General features: G+C 76.1%; 17 protein-coding genes. 16 read left to right on the forward strand and 1 reads right to left on the reverse strand.

Going from position 1 to position 15,169, the window contains the following annotated elements; translation table 11 throughout:
- Positions 1-2: 2 nt before the first annotated feature.
- The 16 genes from ffh to whiG all read left to right on the forward strand — a co-directional run bounded on the left by ffh (position 3) and on the right by whiG (position 14,169).
- Positions 3-1,604, forward strand: a complete 1,602-nt coding sequence (gene ffh, locus H2O74_RS05920; protein WP_182113555.1) for a signal recognition particle protein — start codon at positions 3-5, stop codon at positions 1,602-1,604.
- Between the two features lie 11 nt (positions 1,605-1,615).
- Positions 1,616-2,707, forward strand: coding sequence for an amidohydrolase family protein (locus tag H2O74_RS05925; protein ID WP_255491810.1), 1,092 nt, complete (start codon positions 1,616-1,618; stop codon positions 2,705-2,707).
- Between the two features lie 25 nt (positions 2,708-2,732).
- Positions 2,733-4,109 (forward strand): MFS transporter, encoded by a 1,377-nt coding sequence (locus tag H2O74_RS05930; RefSeq protein ID WP_182113556.1) that lies wholly within the window; start codon positions 2,733-2,735, stop codon positions 4,107-4,109.
- A 178-nt stretch (positions 4,110-4,287) separates the two neighbouring features.
- Positions 4,288-4,722: a 30S ribosomal protein S16 gene (rpsP, locus tag H2O74_RS05935; protein WP_182113557.1), complete on the forward strand. Its 435-nt coding sequence runs from the start codon at positions 4,288-4,290 to the stop codon at positions 4,720-4,722.
- A complete protein-coding gene (locus H2O74_RS05940; protein ID WP_182113558.1) occupies positions 4,722-4,961 on the forward strand; it encodes an RNA-binding protein in 240 nt (79 codons plus the stop codon). The genes rpsP and H2O74_RS05940 overlap by 1 nt, the downstream gene beginning before the upstream one ends.
- Before the next feature lie 115 nt (positions 4,962-5,076).
- Positions 5,077-5,610, forward strand: a complete 534-nt coding sequence (rimM, locus tag H2O74_RS05945; protein WP_182113559.1) for a ribosome maturation factor RimM — start codon at positions 5,077-5,079, stop codon at positions 5,608-5,610.
- A gap of 1 nt (position 5,611) precedes the next feature.
- The gene (gene trmD / locus H2O74_RS05950) at positions 5,612-6,448 is read left to right on the forward strand and encodes a tRNA (guanosine(37)-N1)-methyltransferase TrmD (RefSeq protein ID WP_182113560.1); all 837 of its coding nucleotides are present in this window, start codon (positions 5,612-5,614) and stop codon (positions 6,446-6,448) included.
- Between the two features lie 213 nt (positions 6,449-6,661).
- Positions 6,662-7,021: a 50S ribosomal protein L19 gene (gene rplS, locus H2O74_RS05955; protein WP_182113561.1), complete on the forward strand. Its 360-nt coding sequence runs from the start codon at positions 6,662-6,664 to the stop codon at positions 7,019-7,021.
- A gap of 103 nt (positions 7,022-7,124) precedes the next feature.
- On the forward strand, positions 7,125-7,904 hold the full coding sequence (gene lepB, locus H2O74_RS05960) for a signal peptidase I (RefSeq protein ID WP_182113562.1): 780 nt from the start codon (positions 7,125-7,127) through the stop codon (positions 7,902-7,904).
- The gene (locus H2O74_RS05965) at positions 7,901-8,677 is read left to right on the forward strand and encodes a ribonuclease HII (protein WP_255491811.1); all 777 of its coding nucleotides are present in this window, start codon (positions 7,901-7,903) and stop codon (positions 8,675-8,677) included. The genes lepB and H2O74_RS05965 overlap by 4 nt, the downstream gene beginning before the upstream one ends.
- Positions 8,674-8,997, forward strand: a complete 324-nt coding sequence (locus H2O74_RS05970) for a DUF2469 domain-containing protein (RefSeq protein ID WP_182113563.1) — start codon at positions 8,674-8,676, stop codon at positions 8,995-8,997. Before H2O74_RS05965 ends, H2O74_RS05970 begins: the two co-directional genes overlap by 4 nt.
- A 117-nt stretch (positions 8,998-9,114) precedes the next feature.
- Positions 9,115-9,471, forward strand: a complete 357-nt coding sequence (locus tag H2O74_RS05975) for a YraN family protein (protein ID WP_182113564.1) — start codon at positions 9,115-9,117, stop codon at positions 9,469-9,471.
- Positions 9,471-11,003: a YifB family Mg chelatase-like AAA ATPase gene (locus H2O74_RS05980; protein WP_182113565.1), complete on the forward strand. Its 1,533-nt coding sequence runs from the start codon at positions 9,471-9,473 to the stop codon at positions 11,001-11,003. Before H2O74_RS05975 ends, H2O74_RS05980 begins: the two co-directional genes overlap by 1 nt.
- Positions 11,000-12,316, forward strand: coding sequence for a DNA-processing protein DprA (gene dprA / locus H2O74_RS05985; RefSeq protein WP_182113566.1), 1,317 nt, complete (start codon positions 11,000-11,002; stop codon positions 12,314-12,316). The genes H2O74_RS05980 and dprA overlap by 4 nt, the downstream gene beginning before the upstream one ends.
- Before the next feature lie 52 nt (positions 12,317-12,368).
- The gene (locus tag H2O74_RS05990) at positions 12,369-13,298 is read left to right on the forward strand and encodes a tyrosine recombinase XerC (protein ID WP_182113567.1); all 930 of its coding nucleotides are present in this window, start codon (positions 12,369-12,371) and stop codon (positions 13,296-13,298) included.
- A 13-nt stretch (positions 13,299-13,311) separates the two neighbouring features.
- Positions 13,312-14,169, forward strand: coding sequence for an RNA polymerase sigma factor WhiG (gene whiG / locus H2O74_RS05995; RefSeq protein ID WP_182113568.1), 858 nt, complete (start codon positions 13,312-13,314; stop codon positions 14,167-14,169).
- Between the two features lie 26 nt (positions 14,170-14,195).
- On the opposite strand, the gene H2O74_RS06000 is transcribed toward whiG, so the two are convergent.
- Entirely contained in the window at positions 14,196-14,939 is a 744-nt protein-coding gene (locus H2O74_RS06000) for a M23 family metallopeptidase (protein ID WP_255491812.1), read from the reverse strand.
- Positions 14,940-15,169 lie beyond the last annotated feature (230 nt).

Below are 15,169 nucleotides of genomic sequence, written 5' to 3' on the forward strand. Positions count from 1 at the left end.
CCGTGTTCGCCACGCTGTCCGACCGTCTGACGTCGACCTTCAAGAACCTGCGCACCAAGGGCAGGCTCTCCGAGGCCGACATCGACGCGACCGTCCGCGAGATCCGGCGTGCGCTCCTCGACGCCGACGTCGCCGTCAGCGTGGTCCGCGAGTTCACCGGGCGGGTCCGCGAGCGCGCGCTGTCGGCCGAGGTCTCCGGCGCGCTGAACCCCGCGCAGCAGGTCGTCAAGATCGTCAACGACGAGCTCATCGGGATCCTCGGCGGCGAGCAGCGCCCGCTGCGGTTCGCGAAGAACCCGCCGACCGTCATCATGCTCGCGGGTCTGCAGGGTGCCGGTAAGACGACGCTCGCGGGCAAGCTGGCGCGGCACCTGCGCGAGCAGGGCCACACGCCGATGCTGGTCGCGGCTGACCTGCAGCGCCCGAACGCGGTGACGCAGCTGCAGGTCGTCGGCGAGCGCGCGGGCGTGCCGGTCTACGCCCCGCACCCCGGTGCGCAGGAGGGCCACGAGCTCGCGATGCCCGCGGGCGACCCCGTCGTGGTCGCGCGGGAGGGCGTGGAGACGGCGCGCCGTCGCGAGCACGACGTCGTCATCGTCGACACGGCCGGCCGGCTCGGCGTCGACGCCGACATGATGCAGCAGGCCGCGGACATCCGGGAGGCGGTCCAGCCCGACGAGGTCCTCTTCGTCATCGACGCGATGATCGGCCAGGACGCCGTCACCACGGCCCAGGCCTTCGCCGACGGCGTCGGCTTCACCGGCGTGGTGCTGTCCAAGCTCGACGGCGACGCGCGCGGCGGTGCGGCGCTCTCGGTCGCGAGCGTGACCGGCCGCCCGATCCTCTTCGCCTCGACCGGTGAGCAGCTCACCGACTTCGAGGTCTTCCACCCCGACCGGATGGCCTCGCGCATCCTCGACATGGGTGACGTCCTGTCGCTCATCGAGCAGGCCGAGCGCGCGTTCGACGCCGAGCAGGCCGACGCGATGGCGGGCAAGCTCGCGGCCGGCGAGGACTTCACGCTCGAGGACTTCCTGGTCCAGATGCAGGGCCTGCGTCAGATGGGCTCGATGAAGAAGATGCTCGGGATGCTCCCGGGCATGGGGCAGATGCGCGACGCGATCGAGAACTTCGACGAGCGCGAGGTCGACCGCATCGAGGCGATCATCCGCTCGATGACGCCCGCCGAGCGCCGCGCCCCCAAGATCATCAACGGCTCCCGCCGGGCGCGCATCGCCCGCGGCTCCGGCACGACGACGACCGACGTCAACCAGCTGCTCGAGCGCTTCGCGGGCGCGCAGAAGATGATGAAGCAGATGGCGCGCGGCGGCGGCATGCCCGTGCCCGGCATGGGCAACCTGCCGGGCATGGGCGGCAAGAAGGCCCGCGGCCGGATGGCGCCGCAGGCCAAGAAGGGCAAGGCCAAGTCGGGCAACCCGGCCAAGCGCGCGCAGCAGGAGCGCGAGGCCGCCGCCCGCGCCGCGGGCCTCGCGCCGAAGGCGCCCGCCGGCTCGGCGTTCGGCCTCGGTGGCCAGGCGCCGGCGGAGCCGGACCCCGCCTCGCTCGAGCTGCCCCCGGGCCTCGAGAAGTTCCTCGGCCGCTGACGGGCGCGGCGGTGCTGCACCTGCGCGGGACCGTCGTCCTCGACGACTCGGAGGAGATCGGTGAGGCATGGGTGGTCGACGGCCGCCTGACGTTCTCACCGCCACGCGGGCGCCGCGCCGCCACGGCCGCGACGCTCGAGGGGTGGGTGCTGCCGGGCCTCGTCGACGTGCACTGCCACGTCGGCCTCGGTCCGGACGGCCCCGTCGCGCCGGACGTCGCCGAGGGTCAGGCGCTCGCCGACCGCGACGCCGGCACGCTGCTGATCCGCGACGCCGGGTCGCCGGCCGACACGCGGTGGGTGGACGCGCGCCCCGACCTGCCCCGGATCCTGCGCGCCGGGCACCACCTCGCCCGGCCCAAGCGCTACCTGCGGCACTACGGGCGCGAGCTGGCGGACGTCGCGGACCTGCCTGCCGCCGTCGCGCAGGAGGCGGACCGCGGGGACGGGTGGGTCAAGCTCGTCGCCGACTGGATCGACCGCGACCTCGGACCGGACGGGGACCTGCGGCCGCTGTGGCCGGACGACGTCCTCGCGGCGGCCGTCCGCGTGGCGCACGAGCACGGCGCGCGCGTCACGGCGCACACGTTCTCGACCGAGGCGCTCCCCGGCCTGCTGGCGGCCGGCGTCGACTGCCTCGAGCACGGCACCGGCCTGACGCCCGAGCTCATCGACGAGGTCGCCCGCCGCGGCATCCCCGTCGTGCCCACGCTGCTGCAGGTCGCCCAGTTCGACGCGATCGCCGACCAGGCCGTGCGCTACCCGGTCTACGCGCAGCGCATGCGCCGCATGCACGCGCGCCGCTACGACCACGTCCGGGACCTGCACGACGCGGGCATCCCGCTGCTGCTGGGGACCGACGCCGGGGGCACGATCACCCACGGGCGGATCGCCGACGAGGCGGCCGAGCTCGTGCGCGCCGGGGTCCCGGCGCCCGACGTCGTCGCCGCCGCGAGCTGGCGCACGCGCCGCTGGCTCGGCGCCCCCGGCATCGCGGAGGGCGCACCGGCCGACGTCGTCGTCTACCCGGCCGACCCCCGCACCGACATCGGCGTCCTCGCGGCGCCCGGTGCCGTGGTGCTCCGGGGTCGCGTGGTCGCCTGAGGACGGGTGCGCCAGACTGACCACCGTGCCCGTCCCCGCTCCCGCTCCGGCCGTCCCCACGCGCTCCGAGCGCCTCGACCGGCTGCCGTTCAGCCGGCGCCACGGGCGCCTCGTCGTCGGCTCCGGGCTCGGCTGGGCGCTCGACGCGATGGACGTCGGGCTGATCTCGTTCGTCATCGCCGCGCTGCGGGTCCAGTGGGAGCTGAGTCCGGGCCAGATGTCGTGGATCGCGTCCGTCGGGTTCGTCGGCATGGCGCTCGGTGCCAGCCTGGGCGGGCTGCTGGCCGACCGCGTGGGGCGCCGCCAGGTGTTCGCCCTGACGCTGCTGGTCTACGGGCTCGCGACGGGGGCGTCCGCGCTGGCCTGGTCGGTCGGGTCGCTCATGGCGCTCCGCTTCGTGGTGGGCCTCGGCCTCGGCGCGGAGCTGCCGGTCGCGTCGACGCTCGTGAGCGAGTTCGCCCCGGCGCGCATCCGCGGGCGCCTGGTGGTGCTCCTCGAGGCGTTCTGGGCGGTCGGGTGGATCCTCGCGGCGGTGATCGGCTACCTGGTCGTGCAGTCGGGCGACGACGGCTGGCGGTGGGGCCTGGCGATCGGCGCGGTCCCGGCGCTGTACGCGATCGTCGTGCGGCGCGGGCTGCCCGAGTCCGTGCGCTTCCTCGAGCGGGCCGGGCGCGGCGCGGAGGCCGAGCGGGTCGTCCGCGAGTTCGAGGCCTCGGCGGGGGTGGCGTCGCCGCCGGGCGACCCGACGGCGTCCCCCGGATCCGGGGCCCGCGGCCCGGCGGCGCCGGCCGCAGGCCCGGGCGCGCTGTGGTCGCGGACGATGCGGCGGCGCACGCTCGCGGCCTGGGTCGTGTGGTTCGGCGTGAACTTCGCGTACTACGGCGCGTTCATCTGGTTGCCGTCGCTGCTCGTCGAGCAGGGCTACTCGCTCGTGCAGTCGTTCGGGTACACGCTCGTCATCACGCTCGCCCAGCTGCCGGGGTACGCGGTCGCGGCCCTGCTGATCGAGGTGTGGGGGCGGCGGGCGACGCTCGCCTCCTTCCTCGTGGGCTCCGCCGGCGCCGCGGCGCTCTTCGGTGCCGCGGACAGCACCACCGCCGTGCTCGTCGCCGGGATGCTCCTCTCGTTCTTCAACCTCGGCGCGTGGGGCGCGCTGTACGCCGTCACGCCCGAGATCTACCCGACGGCGCTGCGGGGCACGGGCTCCGGGTGGGCCGCCGGCTTCGGGCGCATCGCCTCGATCCTCGCCCCGCTCGCGGTGCCGCCGCTCCTGGTGGCCGGCGGCCAGGCGCTCACCTTCGGTGCCTTCGCCGCGGCGTTCGTCGTGTCCGCCGTGGCCGCTCTCGGCCTGCCGGAGCTCCGCGGCCGGGCGCTGCCCGAGGACGTCGTCGCGCCCACCTGATCCCGCGGCCGGGCAGGGGGCACGCCGGGGCCGGGCATCTGGCACAATGGCCTGCTGTACCCGGCACGGACGGCCCCTCTACCCGCCCGCCGCCGCGTCCCTCGGTCAGCACGCGTCACCTACCCCACGGGCCGGTGCGTGCCGACCACCCGCAGCAGAACCAGGAGAGACCACCACTGTGGCCGTCAAGATCCGTCTGAAGCGTCTCGGCAAGATCCGGGCGCCGTACTACCGCATCGTCGTCGCCGACTCCCGCGCCAAGCGCGACGGGGCCGTCATCGAGGAGATCGGCAAGTACCACCCCACGGAGGAGCCCTCGTTCATCGAGGTCGACTCGGACCGCGCGCAGTACTGGCTCGGTGTCGGCGCCCAGCCGACCGAGCAGGTGCAGGTCCTGCTCAAGATCACGGGTGACTGGCAGAAGTTCAAGGGTCTCCCGGGCACGGAGGGCACCCTCCGCGTGAAGGAGGGCACGGCCGACGCGGCCGCCGCGATCGCCGCTGCCGCCGACGCCGCCGAGAAGGCCAAGGCCAGCGCCGCCGAGAAGAAGGCCGCGGCCGACGCCGCTGCCGCCGCCCCGGCTGCCGAGGCGCCCGCCGAGGACCAGGCCTGATGCTCGCCGACTCCCTGGAGCACCTGGTCCGCGGCATCGTGGACCACCCGGACGACGTCCGGGTCACGGCGCGCTCGCTGCGCCGTGGTGAGCTCCTCGAGGTCCGGGTGCACCCCGAGGACCTCGGTCGGGTCATCGGTCGCAGCGGCCGCACCGCCCGCGCACTGCGCACGGTGGTCGGCGCGCTGTCGCCCGATGGCGCGGTGCGGGTCGACGTCGTGGACGTCGACCGGCGCTGAGCAGGCTCGAACGCAGTCGTCAGGCCCGGCCCCTACCCTGGGGCCGGGCCTGACCCCTGTCCGGCACCGGCCGGACGACCGACCGGCAGGCGCCGGCACCCGACGAGGAGGACTCATGCAGCTCACGGTCGCGACGGTGGGACGCGCGCACGGGCTGCGCGGCGAGGTGTCCCTCGACGTGCGGACGGACACGCCGGCCGAGCGGTTCGCGGTCGGTTCCGTGCTGCGCACCGTCCCGGCCCAGGCGGGGCCGCTGACCGTGACCCACGCGCGCGACATGCAGGGGCGCTGGTACGTGAGGTTCGCCGAGGCCGCCGACCGCACGGCGGCCGAGCAGCTGCGCGGCGTGGAGCTCGTCGTGGAGGTCGACGCGTCCGACGAGGAGGACGCCTGGTACCCCTACGAGCTCGCGGGCCTGCGGGTCGAGCTCGAGGACGGCACGGTGGTCGGTGAGGTCGTGGGCCTCGAGCACCTGCCGGCCCAGGACGCCCTCCTCGTGCGCGAGACCGGCGGGGCCCGGACCCTGGTGCCCTTCGTGCGCGCGATCGTGCCGGTCGTCGACGTCGCGGGCGGACGGGTCGTGCTCGACCCGCCGCGGGGCCTCCTGGCGAGCGACCCGGTGGACGACGACGAGATCGACGGGGACTGACGTGCGCGTCGACGTCGTCACGATCTTCCCCGAGTACCTCGCGGCCCTGGACCTCTCGCTCGTCGGCAAGGCGCGCACGACGGGGATCCTCGACCTGCGCGTGCACGACCTGCGGGACTGGACGACGGACCGCCACCGCACCGTCGACGACACCCCGCTCGGCGGCGGCGCCGGCATGGTGATGCGCCCCGACGTGTGGGGGGCCGCCGTCGACGACGTGCTCGGCCTGGGCGACGCGGCCTCCGGCTCCCTCGCCCCGGGCGACGTCGAGCTCGTCGTGCCGACGCCGTCGGGCGAGCTCTTCACCCAGCGCACGGCCGAGCGGCTCGCCGGGGTGGGCCACGTCGTGCTCGCCTGCGGCCGCTACGAGGGCATCGACGCGCGCGTGGCCGACCACTACCGCGCAGCCGGCGTGCGCGTCACCGAGCTGTCGATCGGGGACTACGTCCTCAACGGGGGAGAGGTGGCGGCGCTCGTCGTCGTGGAGGCGGTCGCGCGGCTGCTGCCGGGCGTGGTGGGCAACCCGCAGTCCCTCGTCGAGGAGTCGCACGGGGCCGCCGGCCTGCTGGAGTACCCGGTCTTCACGCGTCCGCCCAGCTGGCGGGGGATGGACGTGCCCGACGTCCTGCTCTCCGGGCACCACGCGCGCATCGAGCGCTGGCGTCGCGACCGGGCGCTCGAGCGGACCGCGCAGCGGCGTCCGGACCTCCTGCGGCGCCTCGTGCCGGACGAGCTCGACGCCGCGGACCGCGCGCTGCTCGAGCGGCTCGGGTGGCACGTGGGCCCCGCGGGGCCGGAGCCGGCGCGTCCCGAGGGCGAGGCCGGCCCGGAGTCGTGAGGGCCGGGGCTCGTGTGGCACACTGGCGGGCGGTACGTCGGCTCGTCTCTGCCACAGGGGAGGCGGTCCAGCCACCTCGCGGCACGTGATCCCGTCAGGGTCGTCGCGAGGCCCGCCCCGCCGGCGGAGACGGACCCACCACCTGTTCCGACCAGGCAGCCGTGCTGCCCATCATGACGCGCCTGACCTGTGGCAGCGCTGAGGAGTGACACCATGCACATTCTCGACTCGGTCGACGCGGCCTCGCTGCGTTCCGACATCCCGGACTTCCGCCCCGGTGACACGCTCAAGGTCAACGTCAAGGTCGTCGAGGGCTCGCGCTCCCGCATCCAGGCGTTCCAGGGTGTCGTCATCGCGCGCCAGGGCGGCGGCGTCCGCGAGACGTTCACCATCCGCAAGGTGAGCTTCGGCGTCGGTGTCGAGCGCACGTTCCCGGTCCACTCCCCGTCGCTGGACAGCGTCGAGGTCGTCACGCGCGGTGACGTGCGCCGCGCGAAGCTGTACTACCTCCGCAAGCTGCGCGGCAAGAAGGCCAAGATCAAGGAGAAGCGCGAGACGCCGGCTCCCCGCTGAGCACCGCGTTTCAGCTCTCGACCGACGGGCGGTCACCCCTCAGGGGTGGCCGCCCGTCGGCGTCCCGGCCGTGGCACCCAGGTCGGCATGGCACAGTGGTCCGGTGACGTCTCGAGCCGCCGCCCAGCACCGCCGACGGGGCGCCCCCGAGGACGAGGCCGCCACCCCCGCCGACGGGACGCCGCGCCGCGAACGCCGTCGCGGCGGGCTGGCCGCGTGGCTCAAGGAGACGGCGATCATCGTCGTGAGCGCGCTCGTGCTCTCGCTCGTCATCAAGACGTTCCTCGTCCAGGCGTTCTTCATCCCGACCGGCTCGATGGAGCAGACCCTGATGGTCGGGGACCGCGTGCTGGTGACGAAGCTCGCCCCCGGCCCGCTGGACGTGCACCGGGGTGACATCGTCGTCTTCAAGGACCCCGGCGGCTGGCTCCCGCCGTCGGAGCCCACGCCCCCCGGCTGGCGGACGGTCGTCAACGACGTGCTGACGTACGTCGGGCTCGTGCCGCAGGACTCCGGCGAGCACCTCATCAAGCGCGTCATCGGGCTGCCCGGGGACACGGTCGCCTGCTGCGACGCCGAGGGCCGCCTCACGGTCAACGGCGTCCCGCTGGACGAGCCGTACCTGGCCGACGGCGCCCTGCCGAGCGAGATCGAGTTCACGACCGAGGTCCCCGAGGGCCGGCTGTGGGTCATGGGCGACAACCGGCAGAACTCCCAGGACTCCCGCTACAAGCAGGGCGCGCCCGGCGGCGGCAGCATCCCGCTCGACAACGTCGTCGGCGTGGCCTTCGTGACGGTGTGGCCCGTGGACCGCTGGCACGCGTTGCGCAACCCCGGCGCCACCTTCGCGGACGTGCCGGAGAGCGGGCAGGGCACTCCGTGAGCCCGCAGGTCCGGCCGGACCTGCGCCACGAGCGCGCCCTGCTGCGCGCCGGGGCGCGCGTCGTCGTCGGCATGGACGAGGTGGGCCGCGGCGCGCTCGCCGGACCCGTGAGCGTCGGCGCCGTCGCGGTGGACCTCACGACCCGCACCTGCCCGCAGGGCGTCGCGGACTCCAAGCTCCTGACGCCCCTGGCCCGCCAGCGGCTGCTGCCGGCCCTGGGTCGCTGGGGGCTGGCGCGCGCCGTCGGGCACGCGCAGCCCGAGGAGATCGACGCGCTCGGGATCATCGCCGCCCTCCGCCTCGCGGGGCACCGCGCGCTCGACGCGCTGGTGGCGTGCGGGGTCGAGCCGGACCTCGTGCTGCTCGACGGGTCCCACGACTGGCTGTCCCCGCCCGCGCAGGCCTCGCTGTTCGAGGACGACCCGGACGCGCCCGCCGTCGCCGGCGACGTGCGCCACGGCGGCCTCGCCGTCCGGACCCGGGTCAAGGCCGACCGCACCTGTGCCTCGGTCGCCGCGGCGAGCGTGCTCGCCAAGTGCGAGCGCGACGCCCGGATGGTCGAGCTCGCGCGGCAGCACCCCGCGTTCGGGTGGGAGGAGAACAAGGGCTACGGCTCGTCCGAGCACGTCCGGGCCCTGCGCGACCTCGGGCCCACGCCCCTGCACCGACGCAGCTGGCGGCTGCCGACGGCGGACGTGCTGGCCGAGCTCGGGGCTCCGGCGGCGGCGCCGCGACCGGACGAGGCCCTGCGATGGTCCATGATGGACGCGTGAGCGCGGAGGACCTGGAGAACTACGAGACCGACATGGAGCTCGCGCTCTACCGCGAGTACCGGGACGTCGTGGGCGTCTTCTCCTACGTGGTCGAGACCGAGCGGCGCTTCTACCTGGCCAACCAGGTCGACCTGCAGGTGCGCTCCGCCGCCGGCGAGGTGTACTTCGAGCTCACCCTCAACGACGCCTGGGTGTGGGACGTCTACCGGTCGGCGCGGTTCGTGAAGTCCGTCCGCGTGGTGACCTTCAAGGACGTCAACGTCGAGGAGCTCGCCAAGACGGAGCTCGACCTGCCCGACGGCGGCACCTTCCGCCGCTGACGAGCTCCGCCCGCCCGTCCCCAGGGTGCGCGCGGTCGCCGTCGTCCACAGCACCGAGGGTCCCGGCGCCCGCCGCCCCCGCCGCGCTGCCAGCGTGCGGGGCGGAGGTGGTCTCGGATGAGAGCCAAGGACGCCGTCGGGCGCTACGGGGAGAACGTCGCGGCGTCCTACCTCGCGGCCGCGGGCTGGCAGGTGGTGGACCGGAACTGGCGCGGGCCGTCGGGGGAGCTCGACATCGTCGCCCTGCACGGTGACGAGCTGGTCGTGGTCGAGGTCAAGACGCGCTCCGGCGACGGCTTCGGGCACCCGGCCGAGGCGGTGACGCCCGCGAAGTTGGCGCGTCTGCGGCGCCTCGCCGCCCAGTGGCTGGACGCGCACGAGCTGCACCCGCGCAGCGTGCGGATCGACGTCGTCGCGGTGCGGACCGCCCGGCGCGGTGCCGCGACGGTCGAGCACCTGACCGGGGTCGCGTGATGGGGCTGGGGCGCACGCGCGCCGTCTGCCTCGTCGGCCTCACCGGGCACCTCGTCGAGGTCGAGGCGCACCTGGCGGCGTCCCTGCCCGGGTTCTCGCTCGTCGGCCTGCCCGACGCCTCCCTCGCGGAGGCGCGCGACCGCGTGCGGGCCGGCGTGACCTCCTCGGGGCTCGGCTGGCCGTCGCGCCGCATCACGGTCAACCTCTCCCCGGCGTCGCTGCCCAAGGGCGGCGCGTCCTTCGACCTGGCGATCGCGGTCGCGGTGCTCGCGGGCGCCGGCGTCTGCGACCCCGCCCGGACGGCGGACCGGGTGCACCTCGGCGAGCTGGGGCTCGACGGCCGCCTGCGGCCCGTGCGCGGCGTCCTCCCGGCCGTCGCGGCCGCGGTCGCCGCCGGCTTCCCGCGCGTGGTGGTCCCGACCGCGAACGCGGAGGAGGCCCGGCTCGTGCCCGGCGCGGAGGTCTGGTCGGCGGCGTCGCTGGCCGAGGTCGCGGTCGCCCACGGCGCCGAGCTCGACGAGCTCCCGGACGTCGAGCCCGCGCTCGCCGAGACCGCGCCGCCGCGGGGCCGGGCGGCACCGGACCTGGTGGACGTCGTCGGGCAGCGCACCGCGCGGTGGGCGCTCGAGGTGGCCGCGGCCGGCGGGCACCACCTGCTCATGGTCGGCCCGCCCGGCGCCGGCAAGACGATGCTGGCCGAGCGGCTCCCGGGCCTGCTGCCGGACCTCGACGAGCAGGAGGCGGTCGAGGTCACAGCGGTGCACTCGGTCGCGGGCACCTTCCGGCCCCAGGACGGGCTGCTGCGCCGGCCACCGTTCGAGAACCCCCACCACACCGCGACGCCGGCGGCGGTGGTCGGCGGCGGCTCCGGACTGCCACGGCCGGGGGCGGCGTCGCGGGCGCACCGCGGGGTCCTGTTCATGGACGAGGCGCCGGAGTTCTCGACCCGGGTGCTGCAGACGCTGCGCCAGCCGCTCGAGGACGGCGAGCTCGTGATCCACCGCTCGGGAGGCAGCGCGCGCTTCCCGGCCCGCTTCCAGCTGGTCCTGGCCGCCAACGCGTGCCCGTGCGGCCGATCGGTCGGCAAGGGGCTGTCGTGCGAGTGCACGGCGCTCCAGCGCCGCCGCTACTTCGCCCGCCTGTCCGGTCCGCTGCTGGACCGGGTGGACCTCCAGCTCGAGGTCCTGCCGGTGACGCGGGCCGACCGCCACGGCGCCGGTGACCCGGAGCCCACCGTCGCCGTCGCGGCGCGGGTGGCGCGGGCCCGTGCGGCGGCGCGGACGAGGCTGGCGGGGACGCCGTGGCGCACCAACGGCGAGGTCACGGGCGCCTGGCTGCGCGCGCACGGCGGGCCGGGCACCCACCGGGACCTGGACCGCGCGCTCGACACCGGGCTCCTCAGCCTGCGCGGCGCCGACCGCGTGCTGCGCGTCGCGTGGACCCTCGCCGACCTCGCCGGACTGGAGCGGCCGGGGCCGCCCCAGGTGGCCCAGGCGCTCGTCCTGCGGACCCGCGGGCAGGTGGCCTCATGACGGGTGTCCCGCGCGACGTCCCGCACGACGAGGCCTCCCACGACGAGGCCTCCTACGACGAGGTCGCGGCGCGGGTGGCGTGGAGCCGGCTCACCGAGCCCGGCGACGTCGTCGCCGGGGCGCTGGTGGCCGCCCTCGGCGCGCCGGACGCGCTCGCCTGGCTGCGCGAGGTCGCGCCCGCGGTGCGCGCGGGCCGGCAGGTGGACGTGCCGGGCGCGGGGGAGTCGGGCCGACGCCTGACGGCCGCGGCGCTGCGGTGGGCCGGACGGCTCGACGGGCTGGACGTCGAGCGCGACCTGCGCCACGCGCAGCGCCTCGGCGTCACGGTGCTGGTGCCCGGCGCCGCCGGCTGGCCGAGCGGCCTCGACGACCTCGGTGCCGCGGCGCCCGCGTGCCTGTGGGTGCGCGGGACGAGCGACCTGGCCCGGCTGTGCGCACGGTCCGTGGCGCTCATCGGCGCCCGCGCGTGCACGGCCTACGGCGAGCACGTCACCGCCCAGGTGGCCTCGGGCGTCGCGGACGCCGGCTGGACGGTGGTCTCCGGCGGCGCGTACGGCATCGACGCGGTGGCCCACCGGGTCGCCCTCGCGAGCGCGGCGCCGACCGTCGCCTTCCTCGCGGGCGGCGTGGACCGCCCGTACCCGGCCGGCAACGCCCGCCTCCTCGCGGCCATGGCCGACGGCGGCGGCGCGGTCGTCAGCGAGGTGCCGCCCGGCTCGGTGCCGAGCCGCTCGCGGTTCCTCCTGCGCAACCGCCTCATCGCCGGCGCCGCGCGCGCCACCGTCGTCCTCGAGGCGGCGTGGCGGTCCGGCGCGCTCAGCACGGCCGGCCACGCGGCGGGCCTGCTGCGACCCGTGGGTGCCGTGCCCGGGCCGGTGACGTCAGCGGCGTCCGCCGGTTGCCACCGGCTCCTGCGCGACGGGCTCGCCGTGTGCGTGACGGACGCCGCGGAGGTCCTCGAGCTCGCCGGAGGCCTCGACGCCGCGCGAGCGGGCGCGCCTCCCGGCGGTCGGAGCGACGCGCGACCGGGGGCCGCGCGGGACCGGCACGCCAGACTCGACCTCGGCGGTCTCGACGACGCGGCCCGGCGCACGCTGGACGCGCTGCCGGTGCGGCAGGGGGCGCGGCTCGACGCGCTCGCCCGGGTCGCGGGGCTGTCCGGCCCCGAGGTCGCCGGCGCCCTGGGTGCCCTGGAGCTGGCGGGTCTGGCGACCGAGGTCACGGGTGGGTGGCGGCGGGCGGATCGTCCTGGACCGGGACGGACCGGGGCGATCCGGACGGAGGATTGGGATCTTCCGGCACAGGGCGGGTGAACTGTGACCGGACCGCCTTGTGAGCGCTCGCAGAACACGCCACCGTAGGGCCATGCCCCCGACCGACGACGTGCGGACCGCGTCGACCGATGCGGTCGTCGACGCGTTCGCGCAGCACCTCGCGGTGGCACGGGGCATGTCGCCGCACACCGTGCGGGCCTACCGGGGCGACCTGCAGCACGTGCTGGCCTTCGCGCGGCGACGCGGCGTGGCGTGGCAGGACGTCGACCTGGCCCTGCTGCGCGCCTGGCTCGCCGCCATGGTGAGCGGCGGCCTGGCGCGCGCGACGATCGCGCGTCGGGGGGCCGCGGTCCGTGCCTTCTTCGCGTGGGCGGCGGGTGAGGGGCTGATCCCGGCCGACCCCGCCGTCCGCCTGGTCACCGCGCAGCCGGGCGACCAGCTCCCCACGGCGCTCGCGCTCGCCCCGGCGGCGCGTCTGGTGGACGTCTCCCGCGCGACCGCGGAGGCGACGGGGGAGCCCGGGGCCCTGCGGGACTGGGTCGTCCTCGAGCTGCTCTACGCCACCGGGGTGCGCGTCGGCGAGCTGGTCGGTGCGGACGTGCACGACGTCGACCGCTCGGGTCGGCTGCTGCGGGTCATGGGCAAGGGCGCCAAGGAGCGCGTCGTCCCCTTCGGCGTCCCCGCCGCGCGCGCCCTGGACGCGTGGCTCGACCGGGGCCGCCCCGCGCTGGTCGTCCCGACGACCGGCCCGGCCCTGCTGCTCGGGACGCGCGGGGGCCGCATGGACCAGCGTCAGGTCCGTACCCTCGTGCACCGGGCCGCCCTCGCGGCAGGCGTGGACGACGTCTCCCCGCACGCGCTGCGACACACCGCTGCGACGCACCTCGTGCAGGGAGGCTCGGATCTGCGTAGCGTTCAGGAGATCTTGGGCCACGCGACCCTCGCGACGACCCAGCGCTACACGCACGTCAGTCCGGACCGCCTGCGGTCGTCGTACCTTCAAGCCCACCCCCGAGCCTGAGACGGACCCAGTGATGGCAGCAGAGTCCCGGACCCGGTCACCGAGGAGCACGCGCCCTTCGGGCGATGTCGTCCCGCGCCCGCACGCCGAGGGCGCCGCCGAGGACGCCATCCGCATCAGCTCGCTGTGGGCCGTGTTCAAGGAGACCGGCGACCGCGGCGCGCGCGAGCGACTGATCCTGCACTACGCGCCGCTGGTGACGATGGTGGCCGCGCGCGTGGGGGCCGGGCTGCCCAGCATGGTCGAGCAGGCGGACCTCGTGTCCTACGGGATGTTCGGCCTCATCGACGCGATCGAGAAGTTCGAGACGGACCGCGCGGTCAAGTTCGAGACCTACGCCAGCTCGCGCGTCCGCGGGGCCATCATCGACGAGCTCCGCGCCATCGACTGGATCCCGCGGTCCGTGCGCACCAAGGCCCGCGCCGTGGACCGCGCGTTCGCCGAGCTCGAGGGCGAGCTGCGCCGGCCGCCCACGGAGCAGGAGGTCGCGGCGCGCCTGGAGATCGGCGTGGTGGAGCTGCGCGCCGTCTTCACCCAGCTGTCGACGGTCAACGTCGCTGCCCTCGACGAGATGCTCGGCGGCGGCTCGGATCGCGGTGACTCCCTCTCGCTGCTCGACACCCTGGAGGACCCGGGCGCGCCCGACCCGGTCGGCAACGTCGAGGCGCAGGAGATGAAGATCGTCCTGGCGCGGGCGATCGAGCGGCTCGGCGAGCGCGAGAAGCTCGTGCTGGTCCTGTACTACTACGAGGGCATGACCCTCGCGGAGATCGGCCGCATCCTCGGCGTCACGGAGTCCCGGATCTCCCAGATGCACACCGCGGCGATGCTGCGGCTGCGCACCACCCTCCAGGAGCAGGACCGGGTCTGACGGTCCGGCGCGACGGCGGCGCCCGGTCACGCCGTGCCCCGGACCGGGCCGGGCAGCAGGACCACGGGTCCCCCTCCCGGGAGGAGCCCCAGCGGGTCGACGTAGACCTCGCCGTCCCGCACGCCCCAGTGCAGGCACCGCGGCGTGCAGTGGGAGCGCGCCGGCCCGTCCTGCACGCGCCCCACGACGTCGCCCGGTGCGACCCGGGTGCCCACGGCGGGCGCACCCGTGACGGGCTCCAGGCTCGAGCGGAGCCCGTCGTCGTGCTGGAGCGTCACGACCCCGCGGTCCACCACGACGCCGGCGACCACGACCGTCCCCGCGGCGGGCGCGAGCACCGCCGTGCCGGCCGGGGCGTCCAGGTCGACGCCCCGGTGCCCGGCGGACCAGCGCTCGGCGGGCGGGTCGAACCGCGCGCGCAGCGCGGCCGGCGCGACGGGCGGGGTCCATCCCGGCGCGACGGACGGTGGTGCCGCGTCCGTGAGGTGGGCCAGGCGCGCCACGACGGCGGCCACGCCCGGGAGGCCGGTGGGGGCGGGGCGTGCGCCACCGGCGGCACGCGGGGGCCCGGTGCTCGGCGGAGCCGGCGTACCGGCGACCGGTGCAGCCGCAGCGCCCGCGCACGCGAGCGCGAGGGCGAGCGCGAGCACGAGCGGACGCCGAGCAGCGGCGGAGCGGCGCGCCGGCCGGGCGCGGACCCGCGTACCGGTGGGGTGCGGGAGCGGGAGCGGGTCGGGCATCGGTCCGGGGCGTCGCGGCGGCGTCGTCATGCCCGCGACGGTGCCGTGGACGCGCGCCGCCGTGGGGGCGGGACCCTCGGGCCTGTGGACCGGGCGCGGGTGGCCGGCCTGGGGATCCGGCGGACGGCGAGACCAGGCACCGGTCGCGGCGGCCCGTCCGTGGTCGGGTACGATGGTCGTCGCACCCGGTCCGCCGGGTGACATCGCGCGCCACCAGCCCCCATCGGACCTGTCCGGCCGGGGGTGCGTGTGCCGACGAC

The sequence above is a fragment of the Actinotalea sp. JY-7876 genome (genome assembly GCF_014042015.1).
Lineage (GTDB): Bacteria > Actinomycetota > Actinomycetes > Actinomycetales > Cellulomonadaceae > Actinotalea.